Here is a 17,701-nt window from a genome sequence, read left to right as displayed (position 1 = left end):
TGCAGTTGGAAACGCAAGCAAAGGTACTATTTGTTACTTAAAGTGTCTAAAACTGAATTGGTACAAACCCCTGCGCGGGCGTGGATCATGTGACGGAGTGCACGAATCCGACACTTGCCACTCCCTAGAATGTTTGCCCCACCCCCCAAGGCACTCATGACACAGGGCTCCATCCGGATTCGCGGCGCGCGCCAGCACAATCTCCAGAACCTCGACCTCGACATCCGCACCGGCGAGATGACCGTGGTCACCGGGCCGAGCGGCTCGGGCAAATCAAGCCTCGTGTTCGACACCCTCTATGCCGAAGGCCAGCGGCGCTACGTCGAGACCTTCTCCGCCTATGCGCGCCAGTTCCTGGACCGCATGGACAAGCCCGCGGTGGACAAGGTGGAGGGCGTGCCGCCCGCCATCGCCATCGACCAAACCAACCCGGTGCGCTCCTCGCGCTCCACCGTCGGCACGATGACGGAGCTCAACGACCACCTGAAGCTGCTCTACGCGCGCGCAGCCCAGTTGTTCGACCGCGAGACCGCGCTCCTGGTGCGCCACGATTCGCCCGATAGCATCTATGCGCAGATCGCCGGGCGGGCGGCCGTGGCGGGCGATCCACGGCTGGTCGTTACCTTTCCGGTCGAACTGCCGGCGGGCACGTCGGCGGAAGAAGTGACGCAGTGGCTGTCGGCCAGCGGCTTCACGCGGGTGCAGTCGGAACGCGAGATGGCCACGCTTACCGGGCCGCGCAAGGTGCTCGACGTGGTGGCCGACCGCTTCCGCATCTCGAGCGCCGAGCGTTCGCGTGTGGTGGAGGCGATCGAAGTGGCACTCAAGCGCGGCAGCGGGCGGGTCACGGTGCATGCGCTGGCGGCCGATGAGGCCGCGCCGGCCGAGGTGTGGAAATTCTCCACCGGCCTGCACTGCCCCGAAAGCGACATTCGCTATACCGACCCGATCCCGTCGATGTTCTCGTTCAATTCGGCCGTCGGCGCTTGCGACACCTGCCGCGGCTTCGGCCGCGTGATCGGGGTCGACCTGGGCCTCGTGATTCCGAACGACAAGCTCACCTTGCGCGCCGGCGCGATCAAGACCATCCAGACCCCCGCCTGGAAGGAGGCGCAGGACGACCTCATGCGCCACGCCGAGGCGGCGGGCATTCCGCGCGATACGCCCTGGAACAAGCTCACTGACGAGCAGAAGCACTGGGTGATCGAGGGCACGCCCAACTACAAGGAAGGCAACTGGAACAAGCAGTGGTATGGCGTGCGGCGCTTCTTCGGCTACTTGGAAAGCAAGGCCTACAAGATGCACATCCGCGTGCTCTTGTCCAAATACCGCAGCTACACGCCATGCCCCGTCTGCAGCGGCGCGCGGCTCAAGCTGGACAGCCTGCTGTGGCGCATAGGCAGCAAGGAAGACGCCGATGCGGTGCTGGAGCCCGCCAAGCGCTTCATGCCGACGGGTGCCAAATGGACGCGGCCGCAGCTCGAGGCGCTGCCGGGGCTTTGCCTGCATGATTTGATGCTGCTGCCGATTGAGCGGCTGCGGCGGTTCTTCGACCGCGTCGAGCGCCATGGCAATGGCAACACCACGAGCGAGGGCGAAGCGCAGGCCTTGAAGCTGCTGTTCGAAGAAATCACCACCCGCCTGCGCTATCTGCATGACGTCGGCATCGGCTATCTCACGCTCGACCGCCAGAGCCGCACGCTCTCGGGCGGCGAGGTGCAGCGCATCAATCTCACGACGGCGCTGGGCACCTCGCTGGTCAACACGCTGTTCGTGCTCGACGAACCCAGCATCGGCCTGCATCCGCGCGACATGAACCGCATCACAGAGGCCATGCTGCGCCTGCGCGACGCGGGCAACACGCTGGTGGTGGTCGAGCACGACCCGGCCGTGATGCTCGCCGCCGACCGCGTGATCGACATGGGTCCCGGTCCCGGCATCCGTGGCGGGCAAATTGTGTTCGACGGCACCACCGACCAGTTGCGCGATGCCGACACGCTCACCGGCCAGTACTTGGGCGGGCGCAAGAAGATAGGCATGGGCTTCAAGCGGCTCGTGAGCGAGAACACGCACCGGCTCATCCTCGAAGGCGTGCGCGAGCACAACCTCAAGAACATCACGGTCGACTTTCCGCTCGCGCGCCTGGTGTGCGTGACGGGCGTCAGCGGCTCGGGCAAGTCGACGCTGATCCAGGACGTGCTCGCGCCCGCGCTCATGCGCCACTTCGGCAAGGCCACTGAAACGCCCGGCGCGCACGACCGCATGCTGGGCGCCGATCACCTCGGCGACGTGGTCTTCGTCGACCAGTCGCCCATTGGCAAGACGGCGCGCTCCAATCCCGCGAGTTACGTGGGTGCGTGGGACGCGATCCGCGAGATCTTCGCCACCGCGGCGTTGTCGCGCCAGCGCGGCTACACCGCGAGCAAGTTCAGCTTCAATTCCGGCGACGGCCGCTGCCCGACCTGCGGCGGCTCGGGCTTCGAGCACGTGGAGATGCAGTTCCTGTCGGACGTGTACCTGCGCTGCCCCGACTGCGACGGCAAGCGCTATCGGCCCGAGATCCTCGAAGTGAAGGTCGAGCGCAAGGGCAAGAGCTATAGCGTGGCCGACGTGCTCGACCTCACCGTGGCGGAGGCAGCGGCGGTGTTCGAAGCCGACCGCGACGTGCTGCGCGTGCTGCAGCCCATTTCCGACGTGGGGCTCGACTACGTGAAGCTGGGCCAGCCCGTGCCGACGCTGAGCGGCGGCGAGGCGCAGCGCCTCAAACTCGCGGGCTTTCTGGCCGAAGCGGCGAAGAGCGCGACGGCGAGCAGGCAATCGGTGGCGCGCCGGGGCACGCTCTTCCTGTTCGACGAGCCGACCACCGGGCTGCATTTCGACGACATCGCGCGGCTGATGCGCGCGCTGCGCAAGCTACTCGACGCAGGCCATTCGCTGATCGTCATCGAGCACAACCTGGACGTGATCCGCGCCAGCGACTGGTGCATCGACCTCGGCCCCGAAGGCGGCGAGGGCGGCGGCATGGTGGTGGCCGAGGGCACGCCCGAGCAGCTGCGCGAAAACCGCGCCTCGCTCACCGGCGCGGCCCTGGCCGACTACGAGCTGGCCATCGGCCCCGAGGCCTACAAGGTGGCCGAGCGCGCGGCGCGTCGCTACATCGCCAACGCCAAGACGGCGCCCGGCAGCAACGCCATCGAGATCGTCAACGCGCGCGAGCACAACCTGAAGAACCTCAGCGTGGACATCCCGCGCGGCAAGTTCAGCGTGGTGACGGGCGTCAGCGGTTCGGGCAAATCGACTCTGGCCTTCGACATCCTGTTCAACGAAGGGCAGCGCCGCTATCTGGAGTCGCTCAACGCCTATGCGCGCAGCATCGTTCAGCCGGCAGGCCGGCCTGAGGTCGACGCGGTCTACGGCATTCCGCCCACGGTGGCCATCGAGCAGCGGCTGTCGCGTGGCGGGCGCAAGAGCACAGTGGGTACCACCACTGAGGTCTGGCACTTCCTGCGGCTTTTGTACGTGAAGCTGGGCATCCAGCATTGCACCCACGACGGCGCGGCCGTGCAGCCGCAGACGCCCGACAGCATCGCGGCGCAGCTGATGCGCAACTTCAAGGGCCAGCACATCGGCCTCCTCGCGCCGCTGGTGAGCAACCGCAAGGGCGTGTACACCGAGCTGGCCGATTGGGCGCGCCCGCGCGGCTTCACGCACCTGCGCGTGGACGGCGACTTCCTGCCGACCACGGGCTTTCCGCGCATCGACCGCTTCAAGGAGCACAGCATCGAGCTGCCGGTGGCCAGCCTCGACGTGCTGCCTTCGAAGGAAAACGAATTGCGCGAGGCGCTGACCAAAGCGCTCGAACACGGCAAGGGCGTGGTGCACGTGCTGAGCCAGCTCGACGGCCTCAAGGCCGCGATGATGGCCGGCGTGTCGGCGCACGGCATCGGCCGCGTCAACGTGTTCTCCACGCTGCGCGCCTGCCCGGTCTGCAGCACCAGCTACGCCGAGCTCGATCCGCGCCTGTTCAGCTACAACAGCAAGCACGGCTGGTGCCCCGACTGCGTGGGCACCGGCGTCAAGCTCAGCAAGGACCAGCGCAAGGTCTTCGACGATTCCATCCGCGACGACGACAGCAAGGGGCGCGAGCAGACCTTTGCCGAGCCCGAGGTGGAAGACCTGGCCGACGTGGCATGCCCGACCTGTGAGGGCACGCGGCTCAATGCCACCGCGCGCGCGGTGAGCTTCGGCGCCTCGCCGGCCGACGGGATGGGCGGCATCGGCATTACCGAACTCGCACGCATGAGCGTGACCGAGGTGCGGCAGTGGTTCGAAGGGCTCGCGCTCACGGGACGCGAGGCCGAGATCGCACGCGACCTGGTGCCCGAGATCAAGAGCCGCCTCGAATTTCTCGAAGAAGTGGGCCTGGGCTACCTCACGCTCGACCGCGGCGCACCCACGCTGAGTGGCGGCGAGGCCCAGCGCATCCGGCTCGCGGCGCAGCTCGGCAGCAACCTGCAGGGCGTGTGCTACGTGCTCGACGAGCCGACCATCGGACTGCACGCGCGCGACAACCAGATCCTGCTCGACGCGCTGCACAAGCTGGGCGACAAGGGCAACACGCTGGTGGTGGTGGAGCACGACGAAGACACCATCCGCCGCGCCGACCACATCATCGACATCGGCCCCAGCGCCGGCAAGCGTGGCGGCCGCCTCGTGGCGGAAGGCTCGGTGGCCGACATACAGGCGGCGGGCGATTCGCAGACCGGCCGATACCTGCGCGACGCTATCAAGCATCCGCTGCAGGCGAGGCGGCTGATTCCCTCGCCCGACCCGAAGGCGGAAGACAGCGGCCAATGGCTCACCGTGCATGGCGCCGACCTGCACAACCTGCAAGACGTGACCGCCGCGCTGCCGCTGCACCGCCTGGTGGTGGTGACCGGCGTGAGCGGCTCGGGCAAGTCCACCCTTGCGCGCGACGTGCTGCTGGCCAGCGTGCATGCCATCGTCGTCCAGCGCATGACCAAGGCTGGCCGCGACGCGGACGCCGCGGGCAAGCGTCCCGCATGGTCGGGCTGCGATCGCGTCGAAGGCTACGAAACCATCGACCGCGTGCTCGAGGTCGACCAGACGCCGATCGGCAAGACGCCGCGCAGTTGCCCCGCCACCTACATCGGCTTCTGGGACACCATCCGCAAGCTGTTTGCCGACACGCTCGAAGCCAAGGCGCGCGGCTACGGACCGGCGCGCTTCAGCTTCAACACCGGTGAAGGACGCTGCCCCGGCTGCGATGGCGCCGGCGTGCGCACCATCGAGATGAGCTTTTTGCCCGACGTGAAGGTGCCCTGCGAGGTGTGCCACGGCGCGCGTTTCAACCCCGAGACGCTGGCTGTGAGCTGGCGCGGCAAGAGCATCGGCGAGGTGCTGCAGATGGAAGTGGACGAGGCTGTGGAGTTCTTTTCCGCCATGCCCAACATCAGCCATCCGCTGCAATTGCTGAAGGACGTGGGGCTGGGCTACCTCACGCTGGGCCAACCGTCGCCCACGCTGTCGGGGGGCGAGGCGCAGCGCATCAAGCTGGTGACCGAGCTCAGCAAGGTGCGCGACGACGTCACCCGGCGCGGCCAGAAGGCGCCGCACACGCTCTACGTGCTCGACGAGCCGACCGTCGGCCTGCACATGGCCGACGTCGAGAAGCTGATCCACGTGCTGCACCGGCTGGTGAACGGCGGCCACAGCGTGGTGGTGATCGAGCACGACCTCGACCTGATCGCCGAGGCCGACTGGATCATCGACCTGGGCCCTGAAGGCGGCAACGCTGGCGGGCGCATCGTCGCGGCGGCGCCGCCGGAAGAGGTAGTGCGTCTGGCTACCCACACAGGCGTCGCTTTGGCGCCGGTACTGGCGCGGTGATGCAGGCAGGCGCAGAATGGCTTGAACCCTTGGCGCAGGCGCATCCTGAATCAGCCATGGTGGAGTAAACATGTGAGGGGATGAAGCGCCGTGCCCGGGCTACGCAAGGAGCCATGCCATGACCCGCTTCATCGATGTTCACAGCCTGGTTCGCCTGGTGGACGAAACCGGCGTTCCAGAATTTCTCAAGGCCCTGGCCGATGCGCTGCGCGACGACTTCATGCGCTGGAGAGAGTTCGACAAGAAGGCGCGCGTGGCCAGCCACTCGCACCTCGGCGTGATCGAGCTGATGCCGGTGGCCGACGATGGCGCCTACGCCTTCAAATACGTGAACGGGCACCCGCACAACACGGCAGTCGGGCTGCCCACAGTCATGGCTTTTGGCGTTCTCGCGGAGGTTGACACGGGATACCCCGTGCTGCTGTCGGAGCTCACGCTCACCACTGCGCTGCGCACCGCGGCCACCTCGGCCATGGCGGCGCAGGCGCTGGCGCGGCCCGGCTCGCGCAGCCTGGCGTTGATCGGCAATGGTTCGCAAAGCGAGTTCCAGGCCCTGGCTTTCCATGCGCTGCTGGGCATCGAGGAGGTGCGCGTTTTCGACATCGATCCGCACGCCACCGAAAAACTGGTGCGCCATCTTTCCGCCTGCACGCCGCTCGAGGTGGTGCGCGCCCATTCGGTTGCCGAGGCCGTGCGCGGCGCGGACATCGTCACCACGGTCACGGCACACCAGGGCCACGAGATCGTGCTCGCGCCCGAGATGATCGAGCCGGGCATGCACATCAACGCGGTCGGCGGCGATTCGCCCGGCAAGACCGAGCTGCACCCCGACGTGCTGCGGCTGGCGCGCGTGTTCGTCGAGTACGAACCGCAGACCCGCGTCGAGGGCGAGATCCAGCAGCTGCCGGCGGACTTTCCGGTGCACGAACTCTGGGAGGTGCTGCTCGGCAAGGTGCCCGGACGCGAGAGCGCGGACCAGGTCACGGTGTTCGACTCGGTCGGCTTCGCGCTGGAGGACTACACCGCGCTGCGCTACATCCATCAGCTGGCTATCGAGCGCGGCATCGGCCAGCAGATTGCGCTGGTGCCCGAGCTCGATGACCCGAAGGATCTGTTCGGGCTGACCGCCTCCGGCCGGCGCCGCGCGGTGCTGCGGCGTGCGGCATGATGACGGCATGCTCACCATTTACAACGACCAGCACGCACTGCATCAAGGCAAAGTCGAAATGTTCCGTGGCGAGCTGGTGCCGTGCTTTGAGGTGCCCGCCCGCGTCGACCATGTGAAGCATGAACTGGAGCGCCGCGGCCTCGGCCCGCTGCAGATGCCCGACGCCTTCGATGAAGCGCTGCTGGCCAAGGTGCATGCGCCGCGCTACCTGGACTTCATCGCGCATGCCTGGGACGAATGGGTGGCGCTCGATCCGGGCAATGTGTCGCGCGATGCCCTGCCTTCGTACTGGCCCACGCGCGGCATGCGCACCGATGTGCTGCCCAAGAGCTTTCCGGCGCGCATGGGCCTGTTTGGGTTCGATGCGGGCACGCCGTTGACCGTCGGCAGCTGGACCGCCGCGCGCCACGGTGCGGCTTGCGCATGGACGGCAACGCAGCGCGTCATCGCCGGCCAGCGCTCGGCTTTTGCGCTCACGCGGCCGCCCGGCCATCATGCGGGCGCCGATTTCTTCGGCGGCTACTGCTTTCTCAACAACGCCGCGGTGGCCGCGCAGGCGCTGCGCGATGCGGGCGTGGCGCGCGTTGCCGTGCTCGACGTGGACTACCACCACGGCAACGGCACGCAGGCCATCTTCTACGAGCGCAGCGACGTGCATTTCGCGAGCCTGCATGGCGATCCGCTGACCGACTATCCCTACTACCTCGGCCATGCCGACGAGCGCGGCGCGGGTGCCGGGGAAGGCTTCAACCACAACCTGCCGCTGGCGCGCGGCACCGACTTCGCGACCTGGCGCGCGGCGCTGAAGACGGCGCTCGACCGCATCGCGGCGGTGAAGGCCGGGGCGCTGGTGGTCTCGCTCGGCGTCGACACCTTCGAGGGCGATCCGATCTCGGGCTTCAAGCTCAAGAGCGACGACTACCTGCGCATGGGCGAAGACCTGGCACGCGCCGGATTGCCGACGGTGTTCGTGTTCGAAGGCGGCTATGCGGTGGCCGAAGTGGGCGTCAACGCCGTCAACGTGCTCGAAGGTTTCGACCAGACCGTCGGCTGAGCCGCCTCGGCGACAGCAGTCGGGTGAGCACCGATTGCCGCAACTGGCGGGGCAGGGCCCAATGCGCGCCTTGTCCACGTTTCAGGAGCCAGTCATGTCCCGCCGTTCCCTTCTCTGTGCCGCCACGCTCGCCGCGTGCGGCCTTGCTTCTCCGCTGACGGCGTTGGCGCAGACCTTTCCCAGCAAGCCGATCAAGCTCGTCATCGCTTTTCCCGCAGGCGGCCCGACCGACATCACGATGCGCCAGCTCGCCGACAACGCGAGCAAGATCATCGGCCAGCCCGTGATCATCGACAACAAGCCCGGCGCCGGCGGCACGCTCCCCGCGCAGGCGCTGCAGACCGCGCAGCCCGACGGCTACACCGTCGCGCAGATCCCGCTCGGCGTGTTCCGCCTCGGCTACACCACCAAGATCAACTGGGATCCGCTCAAGGACATCAGCTACGTCCTCAACGTCACGGGCTATGCCTTCGGCATCGTGGTGCCGGCCAACAGCCCGTTCAAGACCTGGGCCGACTTCGTCGCCTACGCCAAGGCCAACCCCGGCAAGCTCACCTACGGCTCGACCGGCAACCTGACCAGCCCGCACCTCACGACGGAAATCATTGCGCAGAAGGCCGGCATCGAGCTGCAGCACGTGCCCTACAAGGGCAGCGCCGACCTGATGCTCGCGGTGGTCAGCGGCCAACTGATGGCCGCGGCCGACAGCACCGGCTTCGCGCCGCAGGTCGAGGCAGGCAAGCTGCGCGTGCTCAACACCTGGGGCGAGAAGCGCCTGGCCAAATTCCCCGACGCACCGACACTGAAAGAGCTGGGCTACGACATCGTGCAGAACTCGCCCTTCGGCATCGGGGCGCCCAAGGGCACGCCACCCGAGGTGGTGAAGAAGTTGCACGACGCATTCAAGCAGGCGATGGAAGAGCCGAGCTATGTGGCTTCGCTCGGGCGCTACGACATGCTGCCGAACTACATGAGTTCGGCGACGTACACCAAGTTTGCGCAGGACACGGTGGTGAAGGAGAAGGTGGTGATCGAGAAGCTGGGGTTGGGGAAGGGGCAGTAAGCCGTGTGACGCGCCCTTAGCGGCCAGCCGCCGCAATCGCAAACAACTCCCCCACCAGCCGCTCCGCCAATTCCGGCTTCACGGGATCGGCGCCGAACACCAGCCGAAACACGATCGGCGCAATCAGGTGATCGATCACCTGCTGCGCCTCGGGCGCAGGCTCGCCGCGGGCGTGCGCCTGCTCGACCAGCGTCAGCGCTTCCTTGCGGCGGTTGCGCAGGCAATCCGTGTCCGCATCGCCGGTGGCCAGCGCGGCCGCGGCTTTCAAAAAGGACTTGCTGCAGGGCTGCGCCAAGTGCGTGATGAGTTCCTGCGCCCACGCGGTCAGGTCTGCGCGCAGCGCGCCGGTGTTCGGCAGCGGCCGGTTCGGGTCGAGCCGGCGCGTGGCCGTTTCAGCCAGAAGACCCGACAGATCGCCCCATCGGCGGTAGATGCTGGAGGCGCTGACACCCGCGCGTTCGGCCACGGCCGGCACCGTTACGCGCTCGCGCCCCTCCTCGGCCACCAGTTGTTCGAGGGCGGTGCGCACCAGCGCCTGCACCTGGGCGCTGCGGCCACCGGGACGCTTGTTGGGAAGGACAGCATCGTTCATGTGAGGGACTTTAACGCAAAAATGTTTGCTTTAGTGAATCTACAGGTCTAGAATCACAAAAGCTAAAAAAGTTGCGTTAATGATCTGCCATGCCATCCTCCTGCCCTGAACTCGCCGCCGCCACCGCTGACGCCGCTGCCCATTCCAAGCCCTGGCGCCTGCCAGCAGCGGTCGGTTTCCCGCTGCTGGCCGCGGTGCTCTTCGCCTTCTTCTTCGCGGCCGCCGCGCCCACGCCGCTGTTCGTCGTGTTCCAGCACGCCTGGGGCTTCTCGGCGTCGATGCTCACGGTGGCGTTTGCGATCTACGCGATCGCGCTGCTGATCTCGCTGCTCGTGGCCGGCTCGCTGTCGGACCACATCGGCCGGCGGCCGGTGGTGCTAGCGGCGCTGGTGCTGCAGACGGTGGCAATGGTGCTCTTCGTGGTGGCGCACGACATCGCCGGCCTGATCGTCGCGCGCGTCGTGCAGGGCGTGGCAACGGGCGTCGCGAGCGGCGCGCTGAGCGCGGCGGTGGTCGAGGCGGCGCCGGCATCGCGCAAGCGCCTGGGCGCGATGATCACCAGCGTGTCGCCGCTCGCGGGGCTTGCGGTGGGGGCGCTGCTGACCGGCATGGCGGTCAGGTTCACCGTCCAGCCCGTGATGCTGGTGTTCGGCGTGCTGGCCCTGGTGTTCGCGGTCGGCGCGGCCGTGATGCTGTGGATGCCCGAGACCGTCACGCCGCGCGCCGGCGCGCTGGCCTCGCTGGTGCCGCGCGTGTCGATTCCCGTGCGGGCCCGGGCCGACTTCGTGCGCGGCCTGCCGGTGTTCATCGCGGTGTGGGCGCTGGGCGGCCTGTACCTTTCGCTGGCGCCATCGCTGATGCTGCACGTGTTCCACATCGACAACGGCGTGGTCAACGGCCTCACGGTCGCGGTGCTCTCGGGCTTCGGTGCGCTCGCGCCCACGTTGCTCGGCCGTTTCCCCGCGCCGCGGACCGTGGTTTTCGGCGCGGCCAGCATCGCGGTCGGTCTGGTCTTGCTGCTGGCGTCGCTCGCGACGAAGTCGCTCGCGCTGTTCTTCGTTGGCACCGCGATCGCGGGCCTGGGCTTCGGCGGCGCGTTCTCGGCGCTGGTGCAGACGCTGGCGCCGCTCGCCGATTCGCATGAGCGCGGCGAGCTCTTCGCCGCCATCTTCGTGGTCTGCTACCTCGCGTTCAGCCTGCCCGCGATGCTGGCGGGCTTCCTGGTGAAGCCGCTCGGCCTGCTGAACACGGTGGAAGGTTATGCGGCGGTGCTGCTGCTGATCGCGGCCTTCGGCATCTGGCGCCAATGGGCGGTGCTGCGCAGCAACGCGCGCAGCCTGCCGGTCAGCGAGTAGCGCGCACCGAAAGCATCGCGCGCGCCGCCTCGGCAAAACCCACGCCGCGCTCGCCCTCTGTCACGTAGCGCGGCAGATGTTCGAGCTGCGGCACGAAGCGCGCCACGTTCGCCACGCCGATGCTGCTCGCGAAGGTGCGGAACATCAGCTGGTCGTTGGTGGAGTCGCCCACGTAGGCCCAGCGGTCGAGTTCGTCGTCGAGCGTGCGGCCCCAGAGTTCGCGCACGATCCAGCGCGCGCCTTGGAGCTTGTCGTTGTCGCCATACCAGCCGTTGATGTGGATGCTGCTCACGGTGGCGTGCATGCCTTCGCTGCGCATCAGCGCGACGACGTGCGCGATGGTCTCTTCGCTCAACTGCACGAACTCGCTGTGGTCGATGGCGATGTCGGTTTCGCGGCCCGGTGAATCGGTGGCGCGCTGCGCACCCGGAATCTCGCGCTCGATGCGCGCCAGCACGGCCTGCATGCGGTCGAAGTTGGCAGCGCGTGTGGGGGCGTCCTGCTGGTAGCGCTTCTCGACCTGTCCGTTGGCCAAGGGCAGCAGCGCCACCGCACCGTTCTCCGCCACGATGGCATCGACCGGCCAGGTGTTGACGAAGGGCAGGCTCCAGCCCACCGGCCGGCCCGTGATCGCCACGATGGCAAGGCCCGCGGCCTTGAGTTCGCCGAGCGCCTGCAGCGCATCGGCCGTGATCGCACCTTCGGTGGTGAGCGTGTCGTCGATGTCCGTGAACACGCCGACCAGTGCGCTGCGCGCCGGCGCTGCCCAGCGGGTCAAGGGCAGCAGGTGGGTGGGCGAGGAGGGCAGCGAAGGCGACGAAGGCATGGCGAGGAATCTCTGAAGGGTTCGTGATCGTACCGGCCGTTTCGTGTAGCATCCCGCCCCCGCCGCGCCTTCCAGGCCGGCGCGGCGCTTTCCATGCCCCACATCCTCGTCGACCACCTCCTCAAGACCTACCGGATTTCCGAGCGCGACCCTGGCGTGATGGGTGCGCTGCGCGGCCTGCTGCATCGCCGCCACCGCACGGTGGAGGCGCTGTCCGGCGTGTCCTTCGAACTGCAGCGCGGCGAGTTGCTCGGCTTCATCGGGCCGAACGGCGCGGGCAAGTCCACCACCATCAAGATCCTCGCGGGCATCCTGCGGCCCGACGGCGGGCGGGTGGAAATCGACGGGCGCGACCCCTTCATGGACCGCGAGCGGCACGTGGCACGCATCGGCGTGGTCTTCGGCCAGCGCACGCAGCTGTGGTGGGACCTGCCCGTGGGCGATGGCTTCGACCTGCTGCGCGACATCTACCGCGTCGATCCGGTGCGCTATCGCAGAACGCGCGACGAGCTGGTCGCGCTACTGCACCTGGAGCGCGTGCTCGACCAGCCGGTGCGGCAGCTCTCGCTGGGCCAGCGCATGCGCGCCGAGATCGCGGCGGCGCTGTTGCACGAGCCCGACATCCTGTTCCTCGACGAACCGACCATCGGCCTCGATGCGCCGTCCAAGCTCGCAGTGCGCGACTTCGTGCGCCGCGCCAACCGCGAGCGCGGCACCACCGTGCTGCTGACCACGCACGACATGCACGACATCGAGGCGCTGGCCGAGCGCGTGATCGTCATCGGCCACGGCCGCGTGCTGGCCGACAGCCCGGTCGAGGCGCTGCGCGCGCAGGTGATGGCCGAACGCCGGCTGGTGGTCGACTTTGCGCAGGGCGCGGCGCTGCCGTCCGAAGTGCCCGGCGCCACGGTGCATGCGCGCGACGGGCAGACGCTGTCGCTCGATTTCGACCCCGCGGTGACCTCCGCCCCCGCGCTGATCGCGCGCATCGCAGCGGACCACGCGGTGGAAGACATCCGCCTCGAAGGCCTCGCGATCGAAGCCGTCATTGCGCGCTTCTATGCCATGCACGGAGCGGCCGAAGCGTGAAGCTGCACGCCGTTGCGCGCCCCTACGTCGCGGCCTTCGCCTCGCGCTTCCTGCAGATGCTGCAGTACCGCTCGGCCGCGCTCGCGGGCTTCGCAACGCAGTGCTGGTGGGGCGGCATCAAGGTGATGGTGTTTGCGGCCTTCTATGGCGCCACGGCCGTCGCGGGTGCGAGCGCGTCGATGTCGCTCGCAGAGGCCGTGACCTACACCTGGCTCGCGCAGGGGCTGCTCGTGCTGTTGCCGTGGCTGGGCGATCCGGAAGTGGCGCAGGCCGTGCGCACCGGCGCGGTCGCCTACGACCGCCTGCGGCCGGTGGATGCCTACGGCCTGTGGTTCGCGCGCAGCGCCGGCTGGATCGCCGCGCGCGTGCTGCCGCGCGTGGCGCTGATGGCTGCTTTCGCCGCGGTCGCGCTGCCGCTGGTGGGCTTGAACGAATGGGCCTGGCAGCCGCCCGCGGGTGCGGCAGCGGGGTTCGCCTTCCTGCTGTCGGCCGTGCTCGCGCTGCTGCTGTCGACAGCGATGGTGATGCTGCTCAACGTGGCGATCACTGCGGCGCTCAACGAGCGCGGCATCAGCGCGATGGCGACACCGGTGGTCATCGTGCTCTCGGGCAACCTGATGCCGCTCGCGCTGCTGCCGGACGCGTGGCAGACCTCGCTGCTGCTGCAACCGCTGGCAGGGTTGATGGACATTCCGGCGCGGCTGTACTTCGGGCAGTTGAGCGGTTGGCAGGCCGTCGGCGGGCTGGGGCTGCAGGTCTTCTGGACTGTCGCGCTCGTGGGGCTGGGCCGTTTCGCCATGGGGCGCACGATGCGCAGCCTTCAGATCCAGGGCGGCTGAGGATGGGATCGCTCGCGCTCTTCTTCCGGCTGGTCGGTGCGTCCATCGGCGGCCAGGCGCGCTACCCGGCGTCGGCGTTGATGCTGACGCTCGGCCAGTTCCTGGGTTCCGGCATCGAGGTGATCGCCGTCTGGGCGCTGTTCCACCGTTTCGGCGACGTGCAGGGCTGGCGCATCGGCGAGGTGGCGCTTTTCTATGGGCTGGTGAACTGCATGTTCGCGCTGGCCGATGCGCTGGGTCGCGGCTTCGATGTGCTCGGCACGGAGTTCCTGCGCACCGGCGCCTTCGACCGCCTGCTGCTGCGCCCGCGTCCGTTGGCCTTGCAACTGATGGGCAACGACTTCCGCATCAGCCGCATGGGCCGCCTGCTGCAAGGCCTGGCCGTGGTGGCCTTCGCCACGCAGCAGGCGGGCATCGTGTGGACGCCCGCCACGGTGGCGATCGCGCTGTTCGCGCTGGCCGGCGGCGTCGCGCTGTTCCTCGGCATCCTGGTGCTGCAGGGCACGCTGTCGTTCTGGACCGTGGAGAGCCTGGAGATCGCCAACGTGCTCACCTACGGTGGTGTGCAGGCGGCGCAGTATCCGCTGGCCTTGTACGCGCGGTGGTTTCGCCGCGTGCTGACCTTTGCGGTGCCGTTGGCCTGCGTGGCGTATTACCCGGCGTTGGTGATTCTGGGCAAGGCCGATCCGCTCGGCGCGCCGGGGTGGGTGGGCATCGTGTCGCCGATCGCCGGCTTTGTCTTCCTGGCCGCTGCCTTCGCCCTGTGGCGGCTGGGCCTACGCCGCTACGCGTCGACAGGCAGCTGACCGCCGCGCTTATCCCGCACTCTGCAGCGCCAACCCCGCATGCTCCCGCAGCGGATGGAAATGGATTTTGGGAAAGCGTTCCTGCGCCAGCCGAACGTCGTAAGGCGAAGTGCACAGGAAAGCCAGCGTGTCGGCCGCATCCTTTGCCATGCGCTGCGGATAGGCGTTGACAAACTCACGCAGCTCGGCCGGCGAGTCGGCCGTGATCCAGCGCGCGCCGGTGTACTGGCAGCCTTCCAGCCGCACGTCGGCGTCGTATTCGGCCTTCAGGCGGTGCTGCACCACTTCGAACTGCAGTTGCCCGACGGCGCCCAGCAGCATCGGCCCGCCGATTTCGGGGCGGAACACCTGGATGGCGCCTTCTTCGCCGAGCTGGGCCAGGCCCTGCTGCAGCTGCTTGGTGCGCAGCGGGTTCCTCAGGATCACCGTCATGAAAAGCTCTGGCGCGAAGAAGGGCAGGCCGGTGAACTGCAGGCTCGCGCCATCGGTGATGGTGTCGCCCAGCTGCACTCCGCCGTGTGTGGTGAAGCCCACGATGTCGCCTGCGTAAGCCTCTTCGACGGCCTCGCGGCGCTGGCTCATGAATGTGACGACACTGGTGGGCCGCAGCTCCTTCGAGGTGCGCTGCACCTTGAGCTTCATGCCCGGCGTGTACTTGCCCGAGGCCATGCGCACGAAGGCGATGCGGTCGCGGTGGTTGGCGTCCATGTTGGCCTGCACTTTGAACACCACGCCCGCAAAGTCCCTGTCCTCGGGCTGGATTTCTTTCACCACGGGCTGGCGGTTGACCATCGTGGTGCTGGTGCGCGACTGCGGCGAGGGCGCGAGGTCGACCAGCGCATCGAGCACTTCCATCACGCCGAAGTTGTTCACGCCGGAGCCGAAGAACACCGGCGTCTGCTTGCCGGCCAGGAAAGCCTCGCGGTCCCAGGTGGGCGAGGCGCCGGTGGCCAGCTCCATGCTGTCCATGGCGGATTCGAAATCGGCGCCGAAGCGCTTGGTGAGCGTTTCTCGCTCGGTCAGCGCGATGGTCTCGAAGTCGTGCGGCAGCCGCTCGCTGCCCGATTCGAACACCGTCATCGTCTGCGTGCGCAGGTTCATGATCCCGCGGAAGCTCTTGCCCTGGCCCACGGGCCAGGTCATCGGCACGCAGGGCATGCCGAGCTCGCGTTCCACCTCGTCGAGGATGTCCAGCGGCTCGCGCACTTCGCGGTCCATCTTGTTGACGAAGGTGATGATGGGCGTGTCGCGCTGGCGGCAGACCTCGATCAGCCGGCGCGTCTGCGCTTCCACGCCGTTGGCCGCGTCGATCACCATCAGGGCCGAGTCCACGGCCGTGAGCACGCGGTAGGTGTCTTCCGAGAAGTCCTTGTGGCCCGGCGTGTCGAGCAAGTTGATCACGTGGTCGCGGTACAGCATCTGCATGACCGACGAGGCCACCGAGATGCCGCGCTGCTTCTCGATTTCCATCCAGTCGGAGGTTGCATGGCGCGAGGCCTTGCGCGCCTTCACCGATCCGGCGATCTGGATCGCGCCCGAGAAAAGCAGCAGCTTCTCGGTCAGCGTGGTCTTGCCGGCGTCAGGGTGGGAAATGATCGCGAAGGTGCGGCGGCGGCGGGTTTCGGCAAGAAAAGACAAGGTGGGCAATCTGCGGGGGAATGCCCGATTTTAGAAGGGCGGTCCCGGGCCGCCCGCCCGAGCCGCCGAAAACGCCTTACTTGGGCTTGAGCATCTTGGTCACTTCGTCCACATTCGCCTGAATTCGCTGACGCACCAGCTCAAAGGCATCGGCCTGCGACTTGGCTGCAAGGTTGGCCAGTTCCTTGATGTCGTCGATGGCGCGCTGGAACGACTGGCGGCCGAGCTCGTCGAGCTTGGCGAGGTTGGCTTTGGGGTCCTTGCCAGGCATTTCCTTGGCGGCCGTTTGCCACTCGGTGATGGCGCTCTTGATCATCTCGGTCTGCCGCTGCACCACGGTCTGCAGGCCCTGGTAGGACTTTTCATTGGCCTGCATCAGCGCCTGGAGGTCCTTCTGGCCGCTCTCGAGCAGCTTGCTTGCGCCGCCGGTCAGGTTGAGTTCCTGCAGGCGATCGGTCATGGCCTTGAGATTCTTCATCGGATTGAGCATGTCGGCGGCACCAGGGGCCTCCGCCTTGGTGCTGCTGTTGCTGCTGTCAGTGGTTTTCTTCGCGGCGGCTTTCTTGGCAGTGGCCATGGTGCGGGATCTCCTGTGTCGAGTGAAACGGGGGGATGATGAGGACCGGCCGGATGGCAAAAGTCCCTCGCCACGATACGCCGCACCGGTGCGGCCGCGGTGCCCGCGGCGACAAATTCGCCTGCGGGATTTCCCTTGGGTTACATCGGCGGCGCGAAGCCATTGCGTCCGGCGGTGACGCGCAGGGCCGTGGGCGTGCCGTTCTTTTCCTGTGCATTGACCAGCACCTTGGCGCCGGGTACCAGCAGGGACTCGGTGCCGGGGCGGAAGGTCACGACAGGCACGTCGGGCGGCACGACGACGGTCTTCTCGCCGCCCTTGTAGGTCAGCCGCAGCTGCTGCCCGCCGCGCACCGATTTCGGCGCCGCGGCCAGGTCGGCCACCGTGGCGTTGGTCATGGTGCTTTGCGGCAGCAGGTCCCAAGGGCGATGGCCTTCGCCGGTACCGCGCGCAGCCTCGGGGAACACCACCACCTCGAGCGCCTTTTGCGTGCCATCGGCCTGCGGCATGGCGGCGGTGCCGATGAAGCTGCCCTGCTTGATGTCGCTCAGCTTGATGGCATAGACCTCCGACACCGTCATGTCGGCCGGTCGCGCAAGGCTGATGACCTCGCCGCCGCGGTCTTGCACGACGAGGGTCTTTGCATCGACGCGAACGATGGTGCCGCGAATGCGCACCGGGTCGGACGCCGCCTGTGCGGAGGCGAGGACCGGCGCGCCGGCGGCCAGAAGGGCCGCCGAGGCCAGCAGGGCGGGGGAGATTCTTCTGAAGCGCATGAATGTAA

The 17,701-nt window shown here is 67.7% G+C and carries 13 protein-coding genes; 8 read left to right on the top strand and 5 right to left on the bottom strand.

Annotated elements, in window-relative coordinates; genetic code table 11:
- The first annotated feature begins 156 nt into the window (after positions 1-156).
- The 4 genes from uvrA to BLR24_RS11730 all read left to right on the top strand — a co-directional run bounded on the left by uvrA (position 157) and on the right by BLR24_RS11730 (position 9,195).
- On the top strand, positions 157-5,910 hold the full coding sequence (gene uvrA, locus BLR24_RS11745; RefSeq protein ID WP_093016961.1) for an excinuclease ABC subunit UvrA: 5,754 nt from the start codon (positions 157-159) through the stop codon (positions 5,908-5,910).
- A 118-nt stretch (positions 5,911-6,028) separates the two neighbouring features.
- Entirely contained in the window at positions 6,029-7,078 is a 1,050-nt protein-coding gene (locus BLR24_RS11740) for an ornithine cyclodeaminase (protein WP_093016959.1), read from the top strand.
- 7 nt (positions 7,079-7,085) lie between these two features.
- Positions 7,086-8,132, top strand: coding sequence for a histone deacetylase family protein (locus tag BLR24_RS11735; RefSeq protein ID WP_093016957.1), 1,047 nt, complete (start codon positions 7,086-7,088; stop codon positions 8,130-8,132).
- 94 nt (positions 8,133-8,226) lie between these two features.
- A complete protein-coding gene (locus tag BLR24_RS11730) occupies positions 8,227-9,195 on the top strand; it encodes a Bug family tripartite tricarboxylate transporter substrate binding protein (protein WP_093016955.1) in 969 nt (322 codons plus the stop codon).
- Between the two features lie 16 nt (positions 9,196-9,211).
- Here BLR24_RS11730 and BLR24_RS11725 read toward each other — a convergent pair whose 3' ends face one another.
- On the bottom strand, positions 9,212-9,787 hold the full coding sequence (locus BLR24_RS11725; RefSeq protein WP_093016953.1) for a TetR/AcrR family transcriptional regulator: 576 nt from the start codon (positions 9,785-9,787) through the stop codon (positions 9,212-9,214).
- 89 nt (positions 9,788-9,876) lie between these two features.
- On the opposite strand from BLR24_RS11725, the gene BLR24_RS11720 reads away from it, so the two are divergent.
- Positions 9,877-11,142 (top strand): MFS transporter, encoded by a 1,266-nt coding sequence (locus BLR24_RS11720; protein ID WP_093016951.1) that lies wholly within the window; start codon positions 9,877-9,879, stop codon positions 11,140-11,142.
- Here the strand turns inward: BLR24_RS11720 and BLR24_RS11715 are convergent.
- Positions 11,132-11,968 carry an HAD-IIB family hydrolase gene (locus tag BLR24_RS11715; protein ID WP_093016949.1) on the bottom strand — a complete coding sequence of 279 codons (837 nt, stop codon included), beginning with the start codon at positions 11,966-11,968 and terminating at the stop codon, positions 11,132-11,134. The two genes, BLR24_RS11720 and BLR24_RS11715, sit on opposite strands and share 11 nt — an antisense overlap.
- A 93-nt stretch (positions 11,969-12,061) precedes the next feature.
- Here BLR24_RS11715 and BLR24_RS11710 point away from each other — a divergent pair, with 93 nt between their 5' ends.
- Genes BLR24_RS11710 through BLR24_RS11700 form a run of 3 tightly spaced genes read left to right on the top strand, consistent with a single transcriptional unit; the run spans position 12,062 to position 14,702 of the window.
- Positions 12,062-13,057 carry an ABC transporter ATP-binding protein gene (locus BLR24_RS11710; protein ID WP_093016946.1) on the top strand — a complete coding sequence of 332 codons (996 nt, stop codon included), beginning with the start codon at positions 12,062-12,064 and terminating at the stop codon, positions 13,055-13,057.
- 56 nt (positions 13,058-13,113) lie between these two features.
- Positions 13,114-13,896, top strand: coding sequence for an ABC transporter permease (locus tag BLR24_RS11705; RefSeq protein ID WP_254787266.1), 783 nt, complete (start codon positions 13,114-13,116; stop codon positions 13,894-13,896).
- A 2-nt stretch (positions 13,897-13,898) separates the two neighbouring features.
- Positions 13,899-14,702 carry an ABC transporter permease gene (locus BLR24_RS11700; RefSeq protein ID WP_093016942.1) on the top strand — a complete coding sequence of 268 codons (804 nt, stop codon included), beginning with the start codon at positions 13,899-13,901 and terminating at the stop codon, positions 14,700-14,702.
- Positions 14,703-14,711: 9 nt separating this feature from the next.
- On the opposite strand, the gene BLR24_RS11695 is transcribed toward BLR24_RS11700, so the two are convergent.
- From BLR24_RS11695 to BLR24_RS11685, 3 genes are all read right to left on the bottom strand, one after another.
- Positions 14,712-16,340 carry a peptide chain release factor 3 gene (locus BLR24_RS11695; protein WP_093016940.1) on the bottom strand — a complete coding sequence of 543 codons (1,629 nt, stop codon included), beginning with the start codon at positions 16,338-16,340 and terminating at the stop codon, positions 14,712-14,714.
- A 76-nt stretch (positions 16,341-16,416) separates the two neighbouring features.
- The gene (phaP, locus tag BLR24_RS11690) at positions 16,417-16,917 is read right to left on the bottom strand and encodes a TIGR01841 family phasin (protein WP_093016938.1); all 501 of its coding nucleotides are present in this window, start codon (positions 16,915-16,917) and stop codon (positions 16,417-16,419) included.
- 140 nt (positions 16,918-17,057) lie between these two features.
- On the bottom strand, positions 17,058-17,693 hold the full coding sequence (locus tag BLR24_RS11685; RefSeq protein WP_093016936.1) for a hypothetical protein: 636 nt from the start codon (positions 17,691-17,693) through the stop codon (positions 17,058-17,060).
- Between the last annotated feature and the right edge of the window lie 8 nt (positions 17,694-17,701).

This window comes from Variovorax sp. OV700, from assembly GCF_900099805.1.
GTDB lineage: Bacteria > Pseudomonadota > Gammaproteobacteria > Burkholderiales > Burkholderiaceae_C > Variovorax.
Note: the sequence above shows the minus strand (reverse complement) of the source record. Positions and strands in the feature narration are given on the sequence as shown.

Bases quoted from the DNA above. Each gene is read 5' to 3' on its own strand.
- uvrA (WP_093016961.1), top strand. From the start codon at position 157: ATGACACAGGGCTCCATCCGGATTCGCGGCGCGCGCCAGCACAATCTC.
- BLR24_RS11740 (WP_093016959.1), top strand. From the start codon at position 6,029: ATGACCCGCTTCATCGATGTTCACAGCCTGGTTCGCCTGGTGGACGAA.
- BLR24_RS11735 (WP_093016957.1), top strand. From the start codon at position 7,086: ATGCTCACCATTTACAACGACCAGCACGCACTGCATCAAGGCAAAGTC.
- BLR24_RS11730 (WP_093016955.1), top strand. From the start codon at position 8,227: ATGTCCCGCCGTTCCCTTCTCTGTGCCGCCACGCTCGCCGCGTGCGGC.
- BLR24_RS11725 (WP_093016953.1), bottom strand. From the start codon at position 9,787: ATGAACGATGCTGTCCTTCCCAACAAGCGTCCCGGTGGCCGCAGCGCC.
- BLR24_RS11720 (WP_093016951.1), top strand. From the start codon at position 9,877: ATGCCATCCTCCTGCCCTGAACTCGCCGCCGCCACCGCTGACGCCGCT.
- BLR24_RS11715 (WP_093016949.1), bottom strand. From the start codon at position 11,968: ATGCCTTCGTCGCCTTCGCTGCCCTCCTCGCCCACCCACCTGCTGCCC.
- BLR24_RS11710 (WP_093016946.1), top strand. From the start codon at position 12,062: ATGCCCCACATCCTCGTCGACCACCTCCTCAAGACCTACCGGATTTCC.
- BLR24_RS11705 (WP_254787266.1), top strand. From the start codon at position 13,114: ATGCTGCAGTACCGCTCGGCCGCGCTCGCGGGCTTCGCAACGCAGTGC.
- BLR24_RS11700 (WP_093016942.1), top strand. From the start codon at position 13,899: ATGGGATCGCTCGCGCTCTTCTTCCGGCTGGTCGGTGCGTCCATCGGC.
- phaP (WP_093016938.1), bottom strand. From the start codon at position 16,917: ATGGCCACTGCCAAGAAAGCCGCCGCGAAGAAAACCACTGACAGCAGC.
- BLR24_RS11685 (WP_093016936.1), bottom strand. From the start codon at position 17,693: ATGCGCTTCAGAAGAATCTCCCCCGCCCTGCTGGCCTCGGCGGCCCTT.